Here is a 22,532-nt window from a genome sequence, read left to right as displayed (position 1 = left end):
TTGTCACTCCTGATCGGACGATACGGACGTGGTGGACGTCACGGGGAACAGCTCCGAGAGGGGCTGCTCCGGATCGGCTGCCGCGCTGCGCAGCAGGGCCTGAAGTTCGTCGGCGAGCCGCCGTGCCTTGGCGGTGCCGAGCAGGTCGGTGGCGTGGATCAGCCCGCAGTGCACCGGACCGTCGCCCCGCGGCTCGTAGAAGCTGAGGGTCAGCTCCGCGCGCGCCGAGCCGGTGGGTACGGCCTGGAGCGAGCCCATGCCGCCCTCCAGCCGCTCCAGGTCCGCCTGTTCGTGGTGGATCACCATGACCTGCGGTCCCTGCGCTGGCAGGCCGGTCGCGCGGACGACCGCGTCGAACGGGACGTCCTGCCGGTCCAGGGCGCTGAGCGTCGTCTCCCGTACGCGGGCCAGCAGTTCGGCGAAGGTGGGGTCGCCCGCCGTGTCGGTGCGCAGCACGACCGTGTTGAAGAAGCAGCCGACCAGGTCGGCGAGCCGGTCGTCGGTCCGGCCGGCGACCATGGTGCCGATGGGCAGATCCGTGCCCGAGCCGTGGGCGGTGAGCAGGGCTGCCAGGGCCGAGTGCAGCACCATGAACATGCTGGTGCCGGTCGCCTGGGCGAGCCGGTCCACGGCCGCGTGCAGTTCCTCGTCGAGGACGAAGCCGACGTGGGCGGCGGCCGAGCCCGAGACGTCACGTGCGGCGGGGCGCGGCCGGTCCGCGGGCAGTGCCAGCTCGCGCGGGACGTCCCTGAGGGCCTGCCGCCAGTAGGCGAGTTGCTGTCCGCCCCGGCTGTCGGGGTCGGTGAGGTCGCCGAGCACCTCGCGGGCCCAGTGGACGTAGTCGGTGTACGTCACCGGCAACGGCTCCCACCGGGGTGCGCGGCCCTGCGTACGGGCCGCGTAGGCGGTGGTCAGGTCGCGGAACAGGGGCACCACCGACCATTCGTCCACCGCGAGATAGTGCATGGTCAGCAGGACCGCCTGGGTTCCGTCCTCGGCGGTGAGCAGCCGGGCCCGCACGGGCGCCTCCTGCCCCAGGTCCGGTGCCTGGCAGGCGAGTTCGGCCGGCCGGGCGTCGAGGTCGGCACACCGCTCCACGGCCAGGGCCGGCGGCTGGGCGGCCTGCCGGTACACCGTGCCGTCCCGCTCGATGAACGCCGTCCGCAGCGGCTCATGTCGCGCCACCACATCGGCCAGCGCTGCCGCGAGCGCGTCCGCCTCCAGCCCGCCCGGCGAGCGCAGCACCAGTGCGTGGTCGAAGCCGGGACGGCGCCGGTGCGCCTCCCACTGCCACTGCTGGACCGGTGCGACGGGCGTGACGGTGCCCTCCGTGCGGTCGCCCCCGGCGGGGCGCAGGGCGGGCCGGGCGGCCGCCGCCCCGTCGAGCTTGGCCGCGATGCCGGCGACGGTGAGCGCGTCGAAGACGTCCCGGATGCTCAACTCGGCCCCGAACTCCGCGCGGATACGGCCCAGGAGCCGCATCGCGGCCATGGAGTGGCCGCCGAGCGCGAAGAAGTTGTCGTGTACGCCGACGCCGTCCAACTTCAGGATCTCGCCGAAGAGTTCGGCCAGGCGGGCCTGCGTCCGCGTGGTCGGGTGGGCGTCCCCGGTCATCGCCGACCAGTCCGGTACGGGCAGCGCCTTGCGGTCCAGCTTGCCGTTCGGGGTCAGCGGCAGCGGGCCGTCCAGCGGTACGAGCAGGGCCGGGACCATGTACTCGGGCAGCAGCCCGGCGACATGGGCACGCAGCGTCTGCGGGTCGAGGTCCTCTCCGGCCTCGGGCACGGCATAGCCGACGAGGCGGACGATGTCTCCGTCGCGGTCGGGCACCACGGTGGCCTGGGCGACCGACGGATGTCCGGCCAGCGCCGCCTCGATCTCCCCGAGCTCGATGCGGAAGCCGCGCACCTTCACCTGGGTGTCGACCCGGCCGAGGAAGTCGAGGTTGCCGTCCGTGCGCCAGCAGGCGCGGTCGCCAGTGCGGTACATCCGGCTGCCGGGCGGGCCGTACGGGTCGGCGACGAACCGCTCCGATGTCAGGGCGGCCTTGCCGAGGTAGCCGCGGGCGAGGCCCCGTCCGCAGACGTACAGTTCGCCCGCCACACCGGGCGGCACCGGGCGCAGGTGCTCGTCGAGGACGTAGGCGCGGGTGTTGGGGTCGGGGCGTCCGATGGGTACCCGGCCGGCGGGGCGCCCGCCGTGCTCCCAGGAGGGCCACAGCGTGGAGTTGACCGTCGCCTCGGTGAGCCCGTACGCGCAGATCAGGTGGGCCGTGGCGCCGAAGCGTTCGAACAGGTCCGGCGGCACCGTCTCGGTGCCGACCAGGACGGTCGAGCCCTCGGGCAGTTCACAGCCGGGCGGCAGCGCCGAGACGAGGGAGGGCGGCAGGATCATGTGGGTGATGCGCTGGTCCGCGAGGAAGTCGGTGAGCGCCGGTCCGGCGACCCGTGCCTCGTCGGTGATGAGGACGAGCCGGCCACCGTGGCACAGCGCCATCGACAGTTCGAAGACGAACACGTCGAAGCCGATGGAGGCGAACTGCAGGACCCGGCTGTCGCGTTGCAGGCCCATGCGGTCGACGGCGGTGGCGACCAGGCTGGCGATGCCCTCGTGCGGGACGACGACGCCCTTGGGGCGGCCGGTCGAGCCGGAGGTGTAGATCACGTACGCGGCCTGGTCCAGGGCGACCGGACCGCCGCCCACGGGCACGTCCGGCAGCGCGTCCAGCTCGGTGACCGTCTCCGGGGCGTCGAGCAGCACCACCGGCACGCCCGCCACCTCGGGGATCTTCCCCGCCACCTGCTCGGTGCCGACCACGAGGGCCGCCCCCGAGTCCTCGATCATGTACGCGAGGCGGTCGGCGGGGTGGGCCAGGTCGAGCGGCAAGAAGGCGGCGCCCAGCCTCAGCGCGGCGAGCACGGTGGCCACCATGTCGACCGAGCGCGGGACGGCCACCCCGACCACGCTCTCGGCGCCGACGCCCTGCTCGGCGAGGAGCCGGGCGACACGGTGGGAGCGGGCGTCCAACTGGGCGTACGTGACCGACCTGGAACGCTCGACGACGGCGACCGCGTCGGGGCGTTCGGCCAGCCGCTGGGCGAACAGGTCGGGCAGGGATGCCTCGTCCACGTCCCGTGCGGTGGCGTTGAAACCCTCCAGGACCAGGTGCCGCTCGTCGGCGGCGAGGATCTCCGCCTGTGAGACGGGCCGTTCGGGTGCGGCAACCAGGGCGGCGACGAGCCGGCGGAGCCGATCGCCGATCCGCTCGGCGGTCTCCTGGTCGAACAGCTCGGTGGCGAACTCCAGACGGCAGGCGAGCGAGCCGCTGTCCCCGTCGGCGGCCAGGCGCTCGGTGAAGCTGAACACCAGGTCGAACTTGGCGGAGCCGGTCCGGAACGGCACGTACTCCGCTTGCAGACCGGGCAGTTCCAGTAGGTCGTCAGTGCGGGCGTGGTAGCCGACCATCGCCTGGAACAGCGGGTTGCGGGAGAGTGACCGGGTCGGGTTGAGCTTCTCCACGACCGACTCGAACGGCACGTCGGCGTGGGAGAACGCGGCCAGGTCGGTCTCCCGGACGCGGGCGAGCAGCTCGCTGAAGCTCGGGTCGCCACCGAGGTCGGCGCGCAGCACCAGCGTGTTGACGAAGAAGCCGACCAGGTCGTCCAGCGCCTCGTCACCGCGTCCCGCGATGGGGGCGCCGAGAGGGATGTCCGTACCGGCGCCCATGCGGTGCAGCAGGGCGGCGACGACCGCGTGCACCACCATGAACATGCTGGCGCCGGTCTCCCGGGCGAGCCGCTTGAGTCCGTCGTGCACGTCGGCGTCGAAGGCGATGTCCAGCTCGGCACCGGAGAACGCCGGGCGTGCGGGGCGGGGCCGGTCCGTGGGCAGGTCCAGTTCCTCGGGGGCGCCGTCCAGCGTCGTACGCCAGTACTCCAGCTGCCGGGCGGCCAGGCTGTCCGGGTCGGCGGGGTCGCCGAGCAGCCGCTGCTGCCACAGCGCGTAGTCGGCGTACTGGACGGGCAGCGGCTCCCGGTCGGGGGCCTCGCCGGTGTCGAGGCGCGCGGCGTAGGCGGTGGCCAGGTCGCGCAGGAACGGCCGGTCCGACCACTCGTCGGTCGTGATGTGGTGCAGCAGCAGGACGACGACGTGGTCCTCGGGCGCCAGCTCCACGATCGTGGCGCGCAGCGGCAGTTCGGTGGCCAGGTCGAACGGCCGGTTGACGGCGGCGTCGACGATGCCGGGCACCTCGTCCTCGGTGGCACGGACGCGCTCCACCACCGGGCGGGCCTCCTCGGCCGGCAGGACACGCTGGAACACCTGGCCGTCGCGCTCGACGAAGACCGTGCGCAGCGCCTCGTGACGGGCCGTCACATCGGCCAGCGCCGCGCCCCACGCGTCCACGTGGAGGGCACCGCGCAGCCGCATGACCAACGGGAAGTTGTACGCGGCCGAGGTGCACTCGATCTGCTGGATGACCCACAGCCGCTGCTGGGCGTGGGACAGCGGCAGCTCGTCGGGCCGCTCCCCGGCCGTCAGCGCCGGGCGGGCCGCGCCACCGGAGCGGGCGGCGCGCGCCACCAGCTCCGCGACCGTGGGCGCCTCGAACAGGTCCCGGATCGCCAGCTCGGCGTCCAGCGCAGTGCGGGCCCGGCTGATCAGCCGGGTCGCCAGCAGCGAGTGACCGCCCAGCTCGAAGAAGTCGCTGTCGATGCCGACGCTGCCCTCGGGCAGCCCGAGCGCCTCGGCGAAGAGCGCGCAGAGCGTCTCCTCCTGCGGCGTGCGCGGCGGACGACTGGTGCCCGTGCCGCCGCCCCTTGAATGGGTGAAGAGGGCCGGGTCCGGCAGCGCCTTGACGTCCAGCTTGCCGTTGACGGTGAGCGGCAGCGTCGCCACGGGGACCAGCGCGGACGGCACCATGTAGTCCGGCAGGCCGGCCTTCAGGTGGTCGCGCAGCCGCTGGAGCAGGTCCTCCCCCGCCCCGGGACCGTCCTCCGGCACGACGTACCCCACCAGGCGCTTCGTCCCGGCGGTCTCCGCCACGACGACCGCGGCGTGTGCCACCTCCGGGTGCGTGGACAGGGCGGTGGAGATCTCGCCCAGTTCGATCCGGTAGCCGCGGATCTTGACCTGGTCGTCCGTGCGGCCGAGGAAGTCCAGCAGGCCGTCCGGCCGCTGCCGTACGAGGTCGCCCGTGCGGTACATGCGCTCGCCCGGCTCGCCGAACGGGTCGGCGACGAACCGCTCGGCGGTCAGGCCGGGTCGGTCGTGGTAGCCGCGGGCCAGGCCGGTGCCGGCGATGTACAGCTCGCCGGGGCAGCCCGGCGGGACCGGGCGGAGCATCGTGTCGAGCACGTACGCCCGGGTGTTGCGGATGGGCAGGCCGACGGTCGAGGTCGCGCTGTCGGTGGTGGAACCGCCGAGGGTGTTGATCGTGTACTCGGTCGGTCCGTACAGGTTGTAGCCGTAGACGCCCTCGGTGCGGCGCAGCGTGCTCCACACCGCATCGGACACGGCCTCGCCGCCGAGCAGGACCAGGGCGGGCCGGTGCCTGCCCGCGGTCTCGTCGCGGTCGAGCAGGCCTTCCTCGATGAGCAACTGGGCATACGTGGGCGTCACGTTGACCACGTCGACGCGGTGCCGGTCGCAGTAGGCGACCAGGGCCTCGGCGTCGCGGCGCAGTTCCTCGTCGCAGACGTGCACCTCGTGGCCCTCGACGAGCCAGAGCAGCTCTTCCCAGGACATGTCAAAGGCGAAGGAGACGGTGTGGGCGATGCGCAGCCGCCGTCCGCCCGCCGAGGCGATGGCCGGGTCGAAGATCTCCTTCTGGTGGTTGAGCTGCATGTTCGTCAGACCCCGGTATGGGGTGACGACGCCCTTGGGGCGGCCGGTGGAGCCGGAGGTGTAGATGACGTATGCCGGGTACTCCAGGCGGTCGGGTATGTCGTGCGCGAAGGCCGGGCGCTCGGTGTCGGTGATCTCCCCGCCGGGGAGGGCGGCCAGCTCGGCGGCCACCGACGCGTCGTCCAGGAGGAGTTCGGGCGCGACGGGGCCCGCCTCGCCGCGCAGCGTGGGGGCGACGGCGGTGGTGGACACCAGGCACAGCGGACCGGTGTCCTCGGCCATCAGCCGCAGCCGGTCGGCCGGGTGGTCGAGGTCCAGCGGCAGGTAGGCGGCTCCCGTGCGCAGCACGGCGAACAGCGCGGCCACCATGTCGATGGACCGGGGCAGCGCGAGGGCGACGACCTTCTCCGGGCCGGCGCCTCGGGCGAGCAGCAGCCGGGCCAGCCGGTTGATGTGCGCGTCCAACTCCGCGTAGGTGAGGGCGCGTTCGCCGAAGACCAGGGCCACCGCGTCCGGGGTACGGGCGACCTGGGCGGTGAGCAGGTCGGCGATGGTCTCGTTCGGCACCGGGTCACGGGTGGTCTCCCAGCCCGCGACCAGGGCTGCGCGCTCGCCGGGCAGGAGCAGGTCGACGCCGACCGTGCGGGCGGAGGCGGCGGCCGGGTCGGCCAGGGTCTCGGCCAGGCGCTCCAGGATGGTCGTGAACCGGGTGAGGATCGTGGTCGCGTCCTCGGCGTCGAACAGGTCGGGCCTGGCCGCCAGGGTCACCCGTAGCCGGGTCTCCGGCGTGACGATGAGGGTGAGCGGGAAGTGGGTGCCGTCCACGTTCGACACGTCGGTGATGCCGTGCCGCTGCCGCAGCTCGGCCGCCCGTTCCTCGCCGTCGGCCGAGCGGAGCACGAAGAGGGTGTCGAAGAGGCGACGGTGGCCGGTCTCCTGCTGGAGGGTGCCGAGGCCGACGTACTCGTACGGCATCACGGCGGCGCGCTCGGACTGCATCCGCCGCAGCAGGTCGAGCAGGGGCTCGTCCGGGGCGAAGGCCACGCGGGCCGGGATGGTGTTGAGGAACATGCCGATGATGCCGGCGACGTCCGGCACGTCCGCGGGGCGTCCGGCCACCGCCGTGCCGAAGGCGACGTCACCGCGGCCCGTCATGGCCGAGAGCACCAGGCCCCAGGCGGCGTTCAGCACGGTGTTCAGGGTGATCCCGTGCCGTCGTACGGCGATGCGCAGCCGATCGCTGGTCTCCTGCGTGAGCAGCGCGTCGAAGTCGGCCGGGATCACCGGTCCGGTGTCGCGGCCGGTGGGGGCCACCAGGGTCGGCTCGTCGAAGCCGGAGAGCGTCCGGCGCCACGCGTCGATCGCCGCTTCGGTGTCCTGCTGGTCCAGCCAGGCCAGGTAGTCACGGTAGGAGCCGGGCTGCGGGAGACCGGTGGCGTCGCCGGCCCGCTCGTACAGCGTGAACAGCTCCTCCAGGAACAGCCATGCGGACCAGCCGTCCCACAGGATGAGGTGGTGGGTGACGACCAGCCGGTCGCGGCCGTCGCCGAGCCGGATGAGCAGCAGACGGGCGAGCGGCGGTGCGGTCAGGTCGAAGCGCTGCCGGCGGTCGGCCGCGAGAAGTTCCTCGGTCCGGGTTCGCTGCTCGTCGGCGGGCAGCCCGGACAGGTCCTCCTCCACGAGCGGGATCTCGGCGCCGTCCACGATGAACTGCACCGGACGGGACAGGCCGTCGCTGAGGAATCCGGCGCGCAGGCTGGTGTTGCGGTCCAGCAGCGTTCGGCAGGCGGCCCGCAGCCGGTCGGCGTCGACGCGGTGGTCGAAGTCCAAGGTCTCCTGGGAGAGGTAGACGTCGAGGGCGTCGCCCGTGTCGTAGGTGGCGTGGAAGTACATGCCTTCCTGGAGCGGGGACAGCGGCCAGACGTCCGCGAGCGGCAGCCCGGCGGTGGCCTCGATGCTCCCGGTCTCCTCCGGCGTGAGCTGCAGGCCGCCGAGCGGGGCGGGGGCCGACGGCTCCTCCTGCGGTGTGCCGGCCGCGGCGGTCAGCTGGTCGAGGAGCGCCCGCAGGGCGGGGTCGACCGCCGCGCCGGACTGCTCCTGCTGGGCCAGCATCGCCTGGAGGGCCACCGCGGCCTGCCCTGCGTCGGCGGCCCGGACGGTCACGGCGGAGGCCTGCGGCGCGTCGCTCCGGGTTTCCTCGGAGTCCGCCTGTCCGGCGATGGCCGCGAGTGCGGCGGGCGTCCGGCCTTCGAAAACGTCGCGCGGGCTGATCGTCAGTCCCCTCTCCCGGGCTTGGGTGGCGACGGCGATCGAGGTGAGGCTGTCGCCGCCGAGCACGAAGAAGTCGTCGTCGGCGCCGATCCCCGGCAGGCCGAGGACGGCGGTGAAGATCTCGCACAGGGCGCGCTCCCGCTCGTCGCGCGGCGGGCGTCCGCCGGCCCCAGGGGCTAGGGAGGGCGAGGGCAGGGCGTTCTGGTCGAGCTTGCCGCTGGGCGTGAGCGGCAGCTCGTCGAGGGCCACCACGGCGAACGGCACCATCGTCGCGGGCAGCACGTCGGCGAGCGCCGCGTGCAGGGCGTCGGTGTCCAACGCGTCGGTGCCGGGCTCGGGAACGGCGTAGCCGACGAGGACGCCGTCGCGGACGATCACGGCCGCGCGGGCGACCCCGGGCAGGCCCGACAGGGCCGCCTCGATCTCGCCCAGCTCGATCCGGTTGCCGCGGATCTTGACCTGGCGGTCGGTGCGCCCGAGGTACTCGACGGCCCCGTCGGCGCGGCGCCGGACCAGATCCCCGGTGCGGTACATGCGCTCCCCCGGCGCCCCGAACGGGTCGGCGACGAACCGCTCGGCGGTCAGCCCCGGCCGGTCGTGGTAGGCGCGGGCCAGCTGGACGCCGGCAAGGTAGAGCTCGCCGGGGACGCCGTCGGGGACGGGGCGCAGGAAGGCATCGAGCACGTACAGCCGGGTGTTCCACACGGGCCGGCCGATCGGTACGGCGAGTTCGTCACCGCCCTCGTAGGGGAAGTACGTCACGTCCACGGCCGCCTCGGTGGGGCCGTAGAGGTTGTGCAGGGGCACGGGGGCGCCGCGCCCGGAGCCGGCGGTCAGCTCTCGCCAGCGCCGGGCGTCCGGGCCGGTGAGCGCCTCTCCGCTGCAGAAGACCCGGCGCAGGCTCGCCGCCCAGTCCTGCCTGCCCGTATCGGCCTCCATGACGTGGAGGAACGCGGCCAGCATCGACGGCACGAAGTGCATCGTCGTGATCCGCTCGGCGCGGATCAGCTCGGCCAGGTAGGCCGGGTCCCGGTGGCCGTCGGGGCGGGCGAGGACGACGGTGGCGCCCTCGGCCAAGGCCCAGAAGAACTCCCACACCGACACGTCGAAGCTCGCCGGCGTCTTCTGCAGCACCCGGTCGTCCGAGGCAAGCCCGTATTCGCCCTGCATCCAGGCGAGCCGGTTGACGATGGCCCCGTGCGTGACCACGACGCCCTTGGGGCGGCCCGTGGAGCCGGAGGTGTAGATCAGGTACGCGGGGTGGTCAGGACGGGCCGACTCCCCCGGCGTGTCGGGGACGTTCTCGTCGTGCCCGACCACCAGGCGCTCGAGGCCCGGCACCTCGGGCAGGCGCCCGGCCGCCTCGGCAGTGGTCACGACGGTCCGCGCCCCGCAGTCGCCGAGCATGAACGCGACCCGCTCGGCGGGGTAGTCGAGGTCGACCGGCAGATAGGCGGCGCCCGCCTTCAGGACGCCCAGCAGCGCGACCATCAGCTCCGCCGAGCGCGGCACAGCGACCGCGACGAACTCCTCCGGGCCCGCGCCGCGCGCGCGGAGCCTGCGGGCGAGCACCTCGGCACGCCGGTCGAGCTCGGCGTAGGTCAGCGAGGTGCCCTCGAAGACCACCGCGGTGGCGTGCGGGGACCGCGCCACCCGGTCGGCGATGAGCGAGGCGAGGGTCGCGTCGGGGACCGGTCGCGCGGTGGCGTTCAGCTCGGCGAGACGCTCCCGCTCCCGCTCGGACAGCAGGCCGGTCCGGGCCACCGGGCGGCCGGGCTCGGACACCAGGGTCTCCAGCAGCGCCACGACCCGGTGGGCGAGCACGGCCACGGTCAGCTGGTCGTGGCGTGCCGCGTCGTGCTTGAACCGCAGTCGGATACGGCCGCCTTCGGGCTCGACGACGAGCGCGAGCGGGTAGTGGACGGCGTCGAGCACCTCGGTGCCGGTGATGCGCAGCGCGCCGGAGTCCTGGTCGGCCGACCGGTAGGCGGTCGGGTGGTTCTCGAACACGACCAGGGTGTCGAAGAGTTCGCCGCCGCCCGCGGTCCGCTGGATGTCGGCGAGGCCGAGGTGCTGGTGGTCCAGGAGCGCGGTGTGCTCGTCCTGGACGCGCCGCAGCAGCTCGGTGAGCGACTCGCCGGCCCGCAGCCGTACGCGGGCGGGGATCGTGTTGATGAACAGGCCCACGGCGGAATCGAGCCCGCCGACCTCAGTGGTCCGCCCGGACACCGTGGTGCCGAACACCACGTCCTGACTGCCCGTCAGGCCTCCGATCAGCAGACCCCACAGGCCGTGGACGACGGTGCTGAGGGTGAGGCCGTGGGTCCGGGCCCAAGAGGTCAGGTCGGCGGTGAGCCGCTCCGGCAGCAGCGTGTCCACGTGCTCCGGCCGGGCGGCCTGCTGGTCACCCGCGGCGGTGGAGAGCTCGGGCAGGCGGGTCGGCTCCTCCAGGCCGGACAGGGCCTGCCGCCACGCCTCGCGCGCGCTGTCGCGGTCCCGGCCGGCCAGCCAGGCCAGGTACGGGTGCGGGGTGACCGGCGCCGGCAACTCCTCACCTCGGTACGCGGCGAGGAGTTCGCGCAGCAGGACGGAGACCGACCAGCCGTCGGCGATGATGTGGTGCAGGGTGAGCAGGAGCCGGTGGCGTCGGCCGTCACGGATCAGGGTGGCCCGTAGCAGCGGCGGCCTGGCGAGGTCGAACCGCTCGGCGCGATCTGCCGCCAGCAGCCCGTCCAGCCCGGTCTCGGAGGTGTCGGCCTCCCGCCAGGGCAGGGTCACCTGCTCCGCGAGCCGCTGGACGACCTCGCCGCCGGGCAACTGGCGGAACGAGGCGCGCAGCAACGCGTGCCGGTCGAGCAGCAGTTGCAGGGCCTGGCGCAGCCGGTCCGGGTCCACGGGGCCCGCGAGGTCGAGGAGTTCCCGCACCACGTACAGGTCGGCGGCCTCCTCGTCGAACTGCGCGTGGAAGAAGAAGCCCTCCTGGAGCGGGGAGACCGGCAGGGCGTCCGCGTCGAGGTCCACGGGGGCCACCGGGGCCGTGACGGGCGCGGCTTGGCCGGCGGTTCGGGCGAGCGCCGCCACGGTCCGTTGCCGGAAGACGTCGCGCGGGGTGATCGCCAGTCCGGCCTCGCGGGCCCGGTTCACCAGCTGGATCGCGACGATGCTGTCACCGCCCAGCTCGAAGAAGCTGTCGTGGACGCCCACCGATGGCAGCCCCAGAACCTCCGCGAAGAGCGCGGCGAGCGCGGTCTCGGCCGGGGTGGCCGGCGCGTCGGATCCGCTCATGGCGGCCCACTGGGGTGCGGGCAGGGCCCGGCTGTCGAGCTTTCCGTTGGGCGTCAGCGGGAGCGGCCCGTCGAGGACGACGACGGCGGACGGCACCATGAAGTCCGGCAGGGCGTCCGCGACTTGGGCGCGCGCGGCCGTCACGGCGGCGTCGGCATCCGCGCCGTACGCCTCCGCGACGAGGTAGGCGACGAGGCGCTTGACACCCCGGTGGTCGTCACGCACGAGTACGGCCGCCTGGGCGATGCCCGAGCAGCCCATGAACGCGCTCTCGACCTCGCCCGGTTCGATGCGGTGGCCGCGGATCTTGATCTGGCCGTCCGCCCGGCCCAGGAACTCCAGGTTGCCGTCGGCGTCCCAGCGGACGCGGTCGCCGGTGCGGTACATCCGGTCCCCCGGCGTGCCGAACGGGTCGGCCACGAACCGCTCCGAGGTCAACCCGGCCTTCCCCAGGTAGCCGCGGGCAAGCCCACGCCCGCCCACGTACAACTCGCCCTCGGCACCCACGGGCACGGGGCGCAGGGCCGAGTCGAGCACATAGGCGCGGGTGTTGGGGTCGGGCCGGCCGATGGGCGCCGGCCCTGGCCGGTCCGGATCCGCGCGCCACAGCGTGGAGTTGACCGTCGCCTCGGTGAGGCCGTAGGCAACGACGACCTGCAGCCGCCCGGACCAGCGGGCGATCAGCTCGCTCGGCACCGCCTCGGTACCGACGACGAGGACGGCGCCCTCGGGCAGCTCGCAGTCCTGCGGCAGCGCCGAGACGAGCGACGGCGGCAGGATCATGTGGGTGGCCCGGTGCCGTGCGATGTACTCGGTCAGGGCCGGCCCGGCGACCCGGCGCTCGGCAGGAACGACGATGATCCGGCCGCCCACGCACAGGGACATGATCAGGTCCCAGACGGTCACATCGAAGCCGACGGACGCGAACTGCACAACCCGGCTGGTGGCGTCGATGCCGATCCGGTCGGTGGCCGTGGCGATCAGGCTGCCGACCCCGTCATGGGTGACGACGACGCCCTTGGGGCGGCCGGTGGAACCAGAGGTGTAGATGACGTACGCGGCCCGGTCCAGGGCGATCGGCAGGCCGAGGTCCGTGCCGTCGAGCGCGGCGTACTCGTCCGCCGTGGCCGGGTCGTCGAGCAGTACGTGCGCGACTGCCGGAGTCTCGGGAAGTTCACCGGCGAGGTCGCGCACGGTGATGACGGTCCGGGTACCGGCGTCGGACAGCATGTAGGCGATGCGGTCCTGGGGGTGGTCGGCGTCCAGCGGCAGATAGGCGGCCCCGGCCTTCATCACCGCGAGCAGGGCGACGACGAGTTCGGGCGAGCGGGGCAGGGCCACGGCGACGACGTCCTCGGCGGACACTCCGCGGGCGGCCAGGAGGCGGGCCAGCCGGTTGGCGGCGGCGTTCAGTTCGGCGTAGGTCAGCTCCCGGTCCTCGCACACGAGCGCGATGGCGTCGGGCGAGCGGCGCACCTGCCGCTCGAACGCGGCGGGCCAGGACAGCTCCGGCACCTCGCGTGGTGAGACGCCGAACTCCGCGAGCAGTCGGGCGCGTTCGGTGTCGGAGGTGACTTCCATGTGGCCGACGGGGCCGTCGAGATCCTCGGCCAGCGAATGCAGCAGCCGCAGGAAGCGGCGCTCGTGGTCGCGCAGCGTCCGTTCGTCGCAGACATCCGCATCCGCGTCGAGATGAATCCGGATGCCGCGGCGCCCCCGGGACTCCGCGAAGCTGAAGGCCAGGTCACTGACCGGGCCGAGCCAGGCCGGGTGGAGTTCGGTGCTGTGATCCCCGAAGCAGAGGTCCTCGGAACGCGGAAGGATGTTGACCGTCGGCCCGACCAGCTCCGGTACACCGTCGGCCAGGCTCAGCTCCCGGGCCAGGTCCTCCGCGCGGTACCGCCCGTGTGCGACCGCCTCGGCGATCGCGCGGGCCACGTCGTCCACGAGCTCGGCACCGGTCGTGGCGGGTCGGACGGACACGCGCAGCGGGACGATGTTGGACACCATGCCGGGGACGGCCATCGACACGTCGTCCTGGCGGGCGGCGACCGGCAGGCCGAGTACGAGGTCCCGCTCGCCGCTGACCCGGTGCAGGTAGGCGGCCACGGCTGCCACGAGGAGGCGGGATGTCCGTACGCCGGCCTCCTGGGCGGCTGCGCCCAGCGCGGCGGTGTCCTGGTGGGAAAGCTCCGCGGTACGCCTCAGGCGCCGTGTCATCAGTGCGGGCGCGCGCTCGACGAGGCGTACGGGCTCCTGGCGGCCGGCCATCCGGTGCAGCCAGTAGGCACGGTCCGCCTCGTGCTGCTCGGACGCGCGGTACGCCTGATCGGCGGCGACCAGGCTGGACAGCGACCGGTCGGAGGTGGCGGGAGCGTCCTCGCCGGCGGTGTAGAACTCGCCGGCCCGGCGGGTGATGAGCGCAACGCCCATGCCGTCGACGACGATGTGGTGGTAACGCTGGTACCACAGCACGTGGTCGTCGTCGACGCGAAGCACCGCCTGAGCGAACAGTGGACCGGCCGCAAGGTCGACGGGCCGGTCCCGGTCGGCCGCCATCCACTCAGCAGCGGCATGATCCGGATCGGCCTCTCCCCGCAGATCGAGGACCGGCACGTCGAAGGGGAGCCGCGCGACGGTCTGCCGCGGGGCGTCGCCCTCGGCTGCGACGCGGATGTGCAGGGCCTCGGTCTCCTCGACGGCCTGCCGCACGGCGGACGCCAGACGGGCCTGGTCGACGTCGCCGCGCAACTCCAGGACGAAGGAGATGTTGTAGGCCGTGCTGTCCGGCTCGATCTGCTGGGCAAGCCAGATGCCGGATTGCCCACCGGTGACGGGTATCCCGGCAGCGGACGTCCGGTCGGACTCGGCGTCAGACATCTTCGGAGCAGCCCTTCCCTGGTGGTACGTCGGTGGGATCAGTAGGCAGTCGTACGGCGGTGGGGGGCGGGACACACCGCCTCGCGGATCGCCGGCAGCACGATGCGCAGGCGACGGGATCGGTCGCTGCGCGGGCGCCGAGGGGCTGCCTCGGCGCCCGGGTTCGTCACAGGACGGTCGTTACTTGATCTTCTCCAGCAGGGGCACGATCTCGTCGATGGCGTACGGAATCGACAGAACCGTGTTGAAGGAGAACGCAGCCCCGATGTCCGGGTCCTGGTAGGGCACGAACAGGTCGCGCTTGTCCTGGTGGACCTTCAGCTTCTTGTACAGCGGCTCGGCCTTGATGCGGTCGTTCGCGTCGGTGCTGGAGGTGACCCAGACGAGGCGGTCGACGTCGAGCACGTTCAGCTTCTCGGCGCTGAGTTCGGCGACGTTCCAGCCCGGCTTGGCCAGTTTGTCGATCTCGGGCTTCAGCTTGAAGCCGAGTTCGTTGAAGAAGATCGACTTGGGGTCGGTCTTCGTGAACGCCGAATACTTGCCGGCCTCGAAGCTGTCGGCCACGGAGAGCGTCGTCCTGGCCCATTCCGGGTGCTCGTCCCGGACAGCCTTGAACTTCGCGTCGATGTCCGAGATCAGCTTCTCGGTCTCGGTCTCCTTGCCCAGCGACTTGCCGATCTGCTTGGTCATCACCTCCCAGGGCGCCCCGTAGTCGGCGTACTCCTTGGGCTGGGCGACGACCTTGGCGATCTTGGAGAGGGTGTCGTACTGCTCCTTCTTCATACCCGAGTACTGGGCGATGATCAGATCCGGCTTCAGGGCCGCGATCTTCTCCATGTTGTACTCGTCGCGCTCACCGACGATCTCCGGCAGGTCGGATCCCCATTTGTCCTTGGTCCAGGGCCACTTGCCGTACGGGTCCTCCTTGAACCAGTCCACCGCCCCGACCGGCTTGACGCCGAGCGCCAGGACCGCGTCCTGGTCCGACAAGCCGAGCGTGACGACCTTCTTGGGTTCCTCGTCGATGGTCGTGCTGCCGTACTTGTGCTCGATCGTGACCGGGAACGCCGACGAGTTCTTGCCCGCCTCGGCCGAAGACGTCGACTCCGACGAGGCGTTGTCGGTCCCGCCCCCACAGGCGGTAAGGGCGAGCGCGGCGACGGCGGCCACGGCCGCCCTGGGGACGTATCTGGCGAACCGCGCCAGCACGGGGCGTGTACCAGTGGGCACGTGCTTTCCTTTCACGGGGGATTTCACAGTGCTGCCACGCCTGCCCGGTGCGCGGGGCCACCGGACGGGGCACGGCGGTGTGGGGGGCTGAACCGGTGGGGTGAACTAGCGGGCGGTCCCGATCCCGTCGGCGACCGGACGCGCCTCGTCGGCGGCCGACTTCAGGCTCCGGTCGAGGATCGAGTCCAGGATCTCGCCGACCCTGATCGCCGTATTGGACAGCAGGGACGATGTGATGCCGTGGGTGTGCTCCGTGCCACCCTGCAGGTAGATGCCGCAGCGCAGCTCGGGGTCGGTGGTGACGCGGTAGTCGCGCTCGACACGTACGCGGCCCTCGTCGTCGCGCGGGCAGCGGTCCGCGACCTCGCCGAGGAGGCCGACGGGGTCGGCGGGGCTGTAGCCGGTGGCGAAGACCACGACGTCGGCGTCCAGGGGCGATTCCTCGCCGGTGACGAGGGACGTGACGGTGGCACGCACCTTGTCCTGCGTCTGCTCGACGCCGGTCAGCCGGGAGACATTGAGGAAGCGCAGCCGCTCGGTGCCGAGGACCTTCTCCTGGTACATCTGCCGGTACAGGTCGTCGATCAGATCGATGTCCACCACGGAGTAGTTGGTGTTGCCGTGGTAGTCCATCAGCCGGCGCTTGACGTTCTCCGGCGCGGAGTAGAACTCGTCGACCGCCACGGGGTCGAAGATCCGGTTGGCGAAGCTGCTGTCGTCGGCGGGGCTGTAGCCGTAGCGGGAGAAGACGGCGCAGACCTCGGCCTCGGGGAAGCGCCGGTGCAGGTAGGCGACGTTCTCGGCGGCGCTCTGCCCGGCGCCCACGACGATGAAGCGGGAGGGAGCGGCGCCGTCCAAGGCGTCCACCTTCGCCAGCAGTTCGGAGTTGTGCCAGACGCGGTCGCCGCGCTCCACACCCTCGGGCATGACGGGACGCAGGCCGGTGCCGATGACGAGATTGCGCGCCCGGCGGACCGCGAGTCCCTCCGCCGAACGGACCGTCACGTCCAGGTACTCCACCTCTCCGTCGCGGACGACGGGCGTGACGCCGACGACCTCGTGGCCGTAGGAGACCAGGTCGTCGACCTTGGCCGCCGCCCACTCGAAGTAGTCGTGGAACTCCACCCGCAGCGGGAAGAGGTTCTTGTGGTTGATGAAGTCGATCAGCCGTCCCTTGCTCTGCAAGTAGCACAGGAAGCTGTACTCGCTGGCCGGGTTGCGGAGCGTCACCAGGTCCTTGAGGAAGGACACTTGCATGGTCGCGTCGTCGATGAGCATGCCGCGGTGCCAGCCGAAGCGCGGTTGCTGCTCGAAGAAGTGAGCGGTGACCGCCTTGTGCCCGTCGACACGTGCGTTGTGCTCGCTGAGCGCGATCGCCATGGCGACATTGGACGGGCCGAAGCCGATGCCTATGAGGTCGTGGACCGGTGGTGCGTCATCAGGAAGAACCTGTGACATGTCACTCCCATCGTGCGGCGCAGCCGCCTGTCAGGCGTGGGGATGTAACGAAAGTGGGCACACCGACGGAGCGGCCCGTGAAACTTAGGTGAGCCTAAGCTAATCCTGTGAAGCTGTCGACAGGACAAACCGGACGACCGGAAGCGCAGAACCCGCCAACTGGCTTACCGCGCACACCCATTGAAAACTTAGGTAAGCCTTGCTTTACTGGCCGCGGCCAGTCCCTGCTGCGAGGAGGAACCCCATGCGGGTCGTCATGTTCGGTTACCAGACCTGGGGGCATCGCACCCTGCAAGCCCTCCTGGACTCCGAGCACGACGTGGTCCTGGTCGTGACGCACCCCAAGAGCGAGCACGCGTACGAGAAGATCTGGAGCGACTCGGTCGCCGACCTCGCCGAGGAGCACGGCGTACCCGTGGTCATCCGCAACCGCCCTGACGACGACGAGCTGTTCGAGCGCCTCAAGGAGGCCGACCCGGACATCATCGTGGCCAACAACTGGCGCACCTGGATCCCCCCGCGCATCTTCGGCCTCCCACGCCACGGCACGCTGAACGTGCACGACTCGCTGCTGCCGAAGTACGCCGGCTTCTCCCCGCTGATCTGGGCCCTGATCAACGGCGAGCCCGAAGTGGGCGTCACCGCGCACATGATGAACGACGAGCTCGACGCCGGCGACATCGTGCGGCAGGAGGCAGTGCCGGTCGGCCCGACGGACACCGCAACCGACCTCTTCCACAAGACCGTCGACCTCATCGCCCCGGTCACCATCGGCGCCCTCGACCTCATCGCCTCCGGGCAGACGGAGTTCACCAAGCAGGACCGGTCGCGGGCGAGCTTCTTCCACAAGCGATCCATCGAAGACAGCCGCATCGACTGGACCTGGCCGGCGGAGGACCTGGAGCGCCTGGTCCGCGCCCAGTCCGAGCCGTACCCCAGCGCCTTCACCTTCCACAAGGGCAAGCGACTTGACGTCCTGGCCGCCTTCGTCTCCGAGGGGCGTTACGGCGGGACGCCCGGCCGCATCTTCTACCGCGAGGGTGACGGCGTCGTGATCGTCGCCGGAGCCGACGCCCGCAACGGCCGTAAGCACGGCCTTGCCATCACGCGCGTACGAACAGAGGACGGCCAGGAGTTGACCGCGGCCGAGTACTTCACCTCCATGGGCGGCTACCTCACGACCCACCCCTGACGGGCCGGGCGGTGAACCCATGAAGCCCTTGGCGTGTCGGCCCCGGTACGGTCCCGGGACCGACAGGACATCGCTGTCGTTCGGATCACCGATCCGCACGACAGCGATTGTCTTTTGACGGCGCGTCACCACCATCCACCCCGCGGCCAACGCCATGGCCGCGCCTCGCGGTCGCCTGCAGCGCCAACCGGGTCTTGCCCCGTCAGTCGTCGGGGGTTCCGGCGCCGCTGAGGGCACGGACGGTCTTCTCCGGGTGGACGAGGGAGCGGGCACCCAGGCGGAACTGTTCGAGTTTGTCGACGATGGTCTGACCGACGGGCTTGTGGCCCCAGATGCTGATGCCCTGGTGGGTGGAGGGCTCCCAGGTGGACTCGTCGACGACGATGGGGTTCCAACCCATCTCCCATTCGAAGCCGGACGGGGTGACGGCGTAGTAGGACAGCTCCTTGTCGTTGGTGTGCTGGCCTACGGACAGGGCCATCTCGAAGCCGAGTTCGTGGACGCGCTCGTAGCTGCGGGCGACGTCGTCGAGGCTCTCGGCCTGGACGTTGAGGTGCTGGACACGGGTGCGGACCGGGTCGACCGGCAGGCCCCGGACGGCCGCGATGGCGATGGTGTGGTGGCGTTCGTTGACCCGCAGGAAGCGGACCTTGAGCTTGACGCCGCTGATGGTCTCCTCGATGCAGTCGGTCAGGCGGGCATCGAGGACGGTGTTGAAGTAGCCGCGCAGCTGGGTCGGCTTGGTGGAGGTGATGGCGACGTGGCCCATGCCGGAGTCACCGGTGACGAAGCCGGAGGTCAGCATGGTCAGCGGCTCGGCCGACTGGACCGGGGTGGTGCAGATCTCCTGGGTGATGCCCTTGGGGCCGGGGAAGCGCAGGAACCGTTCGACGCCGCGCAGGGCGGCCTCCTCGGCACTGCCGGCGACGCAGGGCACTCCGTGGGCGCGGATGCGGGCCTCGATCTGCTCGAAGCTCGCGTGGTCGTCGATGTGCCAGCCGGTCGTCACGACGTCCTCGGCCGGACCGCGCTGGAGCAGGAAGCGGCACTCGTGGTCGTCGATCCGGAACCGCATCAGGTCCCGGGAGAGGGCGTCGTGGTGCATCCCGATGGCGTCCGTGCCGAAGCGGCGCCAGTCGGCGAAACGGTTCGTCTCGATGACCAGGTAGCCGAGGTGCACGGCGCCGAAGACGGACGGGGTGACGGGCGTGTTCATCGGCGGCCTCCCAGGAAGCCGGCGCACAGCCTGTTGAAGAGGTCGGCCCGTTCGAACTGGACCCAGTGTCCGGTGTTGGCGACCATGTACAGATCGCAGTTGGGCAGGCGGTCGGCCAGCATGCGCCCACCGGAGGGCCGGTTGACCTTGTCCGCGGCCCCCCAGAGCACCAGGGTCGGCACCGGCAGGCGGGCCAGGCGCTCGTCGCGGGTGAAGTCCATCTTCCACAGGGTGCGCAGCGCCTTCGGGCCGGACGGACGACGCAGCGGCGGGGCCGCGACGACCTCGGGATCGATGCTGTCGCGGTAGCGCGCGTCGATGACGCTGTCCGGCACGTCGGCGGCGTTGAAGACGAGGTAGTCGCGGATGAACCTCTCCAGCTTCAGCCGTGAAGGACCCTCCCCCGTGTAGTAGTTGAGCAGGCTGTTGAGGCCGGGCGTGGGCAGGGCGCGGGTGGCGCCGATGCCGCCGGGGCCCATCAGGACCATGCGGTCGACCCGGTCGGGGGTGTCCAGGGCCAGGCGGAGCGCGCAGGCACCGCCATAGGAGTTGCCGACCAAGTGCGCCTTGTCCAGGCCGAGTTCGTCGAGCACGCCCCGGATGCCGTCGGCGAGGTATCCGAACGGGTCGGAGCCGTCGACACCCTTGCTGCTGCGGCCGAACCCGGGCAGGTCGGGGACGATCACCCGGTGCTCCTTGGCCAGCGCCGCGATGTTGCGCACGTAGTTGCCCACGCCGGAAGCGCCGGGGCCGCCGCCGTGCAGGAGCAGGACGGGCGAACCGTCGCCGGTCTCCGCGACGAAGACCTTCTTACCCGCGACGTCGTAGAGGGTCTCCTGCATCGACGGCACTTCAGCGGGAGTGGTCATAGCGGTCCTCACGAGGTGACCGAGGCGGTCCGGGCCGGTGTGGGTGCGAATCCGGTCGGTGGTGGCGGGAGTTGGGCACCGGCCGGGGCGGCCGCGTAGACGTAGACGTCGGGGCGCAGGGCGACGGTGGCCGCGCGGTGCTGATCGAGCCAGGGCAGCAGGACGTCGTCGCTGTCGACGAGGGTGCCCTTGGCCGGGCGGGATCCGGCGGGCAGGACCGTCAAGGAGGGCACGTCCCACGCGGGCTGCGCGGTGGCCGTGCGCGCGTGCAGAAGCAGCCAGCGACCGCCGAGCGCGTCGTCCAGCCGTACCCGCTCCCCGTCGGAGGTGGTGACCCAGGGCTGGGGGAGCTGGTGCCCGGACGCCTTGGTGCGCGGGCGGGCCTGCAGACCGGCGGCGTAGTGGGCCACGGGTATCCAGTTGGAGTCCTGCATCCAGTCGGCGAAGCCCGGCACCCGGTTGAGGACGGGAAGCACGGTGTCGCGGACCCGGGTGACGGCCCGGTGCCGTTCGGTGACGACCCGCCCGACGAACACCGCGCGCTTGGTGACCTCCTTGACGTGCGGTTTCCGCTCCGCCTCGTAGGAGTCCAGCACCGATTCGGGCAACTGGCCGCGCAGGACGGCCTCCAGCTTCCAGCACAGGTTGGCCGCGTCGCGTACGCCGGCGGCCATACCCTGCCCGATCCACGGCGGCATGGCGTGCGCGGCGTCACCGGCGAGGAAGACCCGGCCCGCCCGGAAGCGGGCGGCGAAGCGGACGTGGTGGCTGTAGACGGTGGCCCGCAGGATCTTGATCTGGTCCCGGCCGATCCCGTACCGGGCCACCATCGCGTAGATCGCGTCGTCCGTGGTCAGGTACTTCTCGTCGTCGCCCGGCAGGATCGGGAACTCCCAGCGGTGGTGCCCGAGCGGCGTCGGGCAGTCCACGGCGGGCCGGGTCGGGTCGCAGCGGAAGCGCAGCCGGTCGTGGTCCGGCCACGGCTTGAGCATCTCGGTGTCGATGACCACCCAGCGGTCCTCGTACGTCCTGCCCTCGTAGCCGATGTTCAGCTGTGCGCGGGTGAGGCTGGAGCCGCCGTCGGCCGCGATGGCGTACTTCGCGCGCACCCGTCGTACGGAGTCGTCGACCGTGGAGACCACCGTCAACTCCACCCCGTCGGCGTCCTGTCGCAGCCGCAGGCACTCGTGCCTCAGCAGAATCTCGACGTTCGGATAGCGGTCCACCCCGTCGCGCAGGACCTGCTCCAGCGCCGGCTGGTAGATGAACATCTGCGGCGGGTGGCCATGGCCGCGCGGGGTGGGGCAGGCGCTGATGAAGGCACGGCCACGCGCGTCCACGAAGTCGAGCGGCCGTTCGGCCAGCATGTCCTGCTTCAGCCGCTCGGCCAGGCCGACGCGCTGCCAGATCCGGACGACCTCCTCGTCGGTGGAGATGGCCCGCGCGCGGGAGAAGACATCGGCGTCCCGTTCCAGCACGACGACCCTGAGGCCCATCGCACCCAGCAGGTTCGCCGCGGTCACGCCGGTCGGCCCGTAACCGATCACAGCCACGTCATACGCGCTGTCGTCGGCCCTGTCCCTGGCATCGGTTCGGCTCACCAGGCTCCCTCACTGTCGTCCGCACACTCTTAATGGAGCGTTCACTCCAATTGGAATAATCGCTACGGTAGAGAGGGCGCACCAAGGGGTCAAGAGCCGGGGGACGACCGAACGGACACATCTGTTGACCGGGCCACAGACGACGCGGAGGAAGCGTCCGAAGGGGATGGCGTCGAGGCTGCGCATCCTCGACGCCGCGGTGGAGATCACGGGGCCCTGGACGAGGAGGCCGTACGCATCCTGACCGCCTACTGTTCGTCTCCTATGCGGAGAGACGGGCGGCCGGGGTGTGAGGCGGTCTGCGGATCGCTCGACGCCGGACGCGGCGCCCAATGCGGGATCCGGCATGACAAGCTGTGCTCACATTGCCCGAACCCAGGAAGGTCACCATGACTACAGAGTCTCCATGGCAAGAAGGTTCGGAGCCGGTTGAGTCCGAGAGCCCTGCCCTGGCACCCGACGAGGACGGCCAGTATGACCTGAAGGGCAAGTTCCGGGAGGCCCTGGCGCGCAAGCGCGCCAAGCAGGAGGAGGCCGCGGCGGACCTGTCCGCGAACACCGACGCGTCGAAGATTCGAGGCGCGCACGGACCGGCTGCCAGTCAGCGGTCGTTCCGGCGAAAGAGCGGCGGCTGAGTTTGCTCCTTCGGTTCCTCCCGCGCCGGCGGGAGGAACCCCTTCCGGGCT

The 22,532-nt window shown here is 71.6% G+C and carries 8 protein-coding genes; 2 read left to right on the top strand and 6 right to left on the bottom strand.

Annotated elements, in window-relative coordinates; genetic code table 11:
• Positions 1-3: 3 nt before the first annotated feature.
• From ACTMVF_RS11770 to ACTMVF_RS11760, 3 genes are all read right to left on the bottom strand, one after another.
• A complete protein-coding gene (locus ACTMVF_RS11770; RefSeq protein ID WP_441270890.1) occupies positions 4-14,280 on the bottom strand; it encodes an amino acid adenylation domain-containing protein in 14,277 nt (4,758 codons plus the stop codon).
• Positions 14,281-14,460: 180 nt separating this feature from the next.
• A complete protein-coding gene (locus tag ACTMVF_RS11765; protein ID WP_441270889.1) occupies positions 14,461-15,510 on the bottom strand; it encodes an iron-siderophore ABC transporter substrate-binding protein in 1,050 nt (349 codons plus the stop codon).
• 105 nt (positions 15,511-15,615) lie between these two features.
• Complete coding sequence (locus ACTMVF_RS11760; protein WP_441270888.1) at positions 15,616-16,968, bottom strand: lysine N(6)-hydroxylase/L-ornithine N(5)-oxygenase family protein; 1,353 nt, start codon at positions 16,966-16,968, stop codon at positions 15,616-15,618.
• Positions 16,969-17,212: 244 nt separating this feature from the next.
• Between ACTMVF_RS11760 and ACTMVF_RS11755 the strand changes: the two genes are divergently transcribed.
• Positions 17,213-18,160 (top strand): methionyl-tRNA formyltransferase, encoded by a 948-nt coding sequence (locus tag ACTMVF_RS11755; protein WP_441270887.1) that lies wholly within the window; start codon positions 17,213-17,215, stop codon positions 18,158-18,160.
• A gap of 202 nt (positions 18,161-18,362) precedes the next feature.
• Here ACTMVF_RS11755 and ACTMVF_RS11750 read toward each other — a convergent pair whose 3' ends face one another.
• The 3 genes from ACTMVF_RS11750 to ACTMVF_RS11740 are packed head-to-tail and all read right to left on the bottom strand — an operon-like array spanning position 18,363 to position 21,846.
• Positions 18,363-19,376 (bottom strand): VOC family protein, encoded by a 1,014-nt coding sequence (locus ACTMVF_RS11750; RefSeq protein WP_441270886.1) that lies wholly within the window; start codon positions 19,374-19,376, stop codon positions 18,363-18,365.
• Complete coding sequence (locus tag ACTMVF_RS11745) at positions 19,373-20,245, bottom strand: alpha/beta fold hydrolase (RefSeq protein WP_441270885.1); 873 nt, start codon at positions 20,243-20,245, stop codon at positions 19,373-19,375. Before ACTMVF_RS11745 ends, ACTMVF_RS11750 begins: the two co-directional genes overlap by 4 nt.
• Positions 20,246-20,253: 8 nt before the next feature.
• Complete coding sequence (locus ACTMVF_RS11740) at positions 20,254-21,846, bottom strand: bifunctional 3-(3-hydroxy-phenyl)propionate/3-hydroxycinnamic acid hydroxylase (RefSeq protein ID WP_441270884.1); 1,593 nt, start codon at positions 21,844-21,846, stop codon at positions 20,254-20,256.
• Positions 21,847-22,235: 389 nt separating this feature from the next.
• On the opposite strand from ACTMVF_RS11740, the gene ACTMVF_RS11735 reads away from it, so the two are divergent.
• The gene (locus ACTMVF_RS11735) at positions 22,236-22,481 is read left to right on the top strand and encodes a DUF5302 domain-containing protein (protein ID WP_441270883.1); all 246 of its coding nucleotides are present in this window, start codon (positions 22,236-22,238) and stop codon (positions 22,479-22,481) included.
• Positions 22,482-22,532: the final 51 nt, after the last annotated feature.

It is taken from the genome of Streptomyces sp. SD31 (genome assembly GCF_052068475.1).
Classification (GTDB): Bacteria; Actinomycetota; Actinomycetes; order Streptomycetales; family Streptomycetaceae; genus Streptomyces.
Note: the sequence above shows the minus strand (reverse complement) of the source record. Positions and strands in the feature narration are given on the sequence as shown.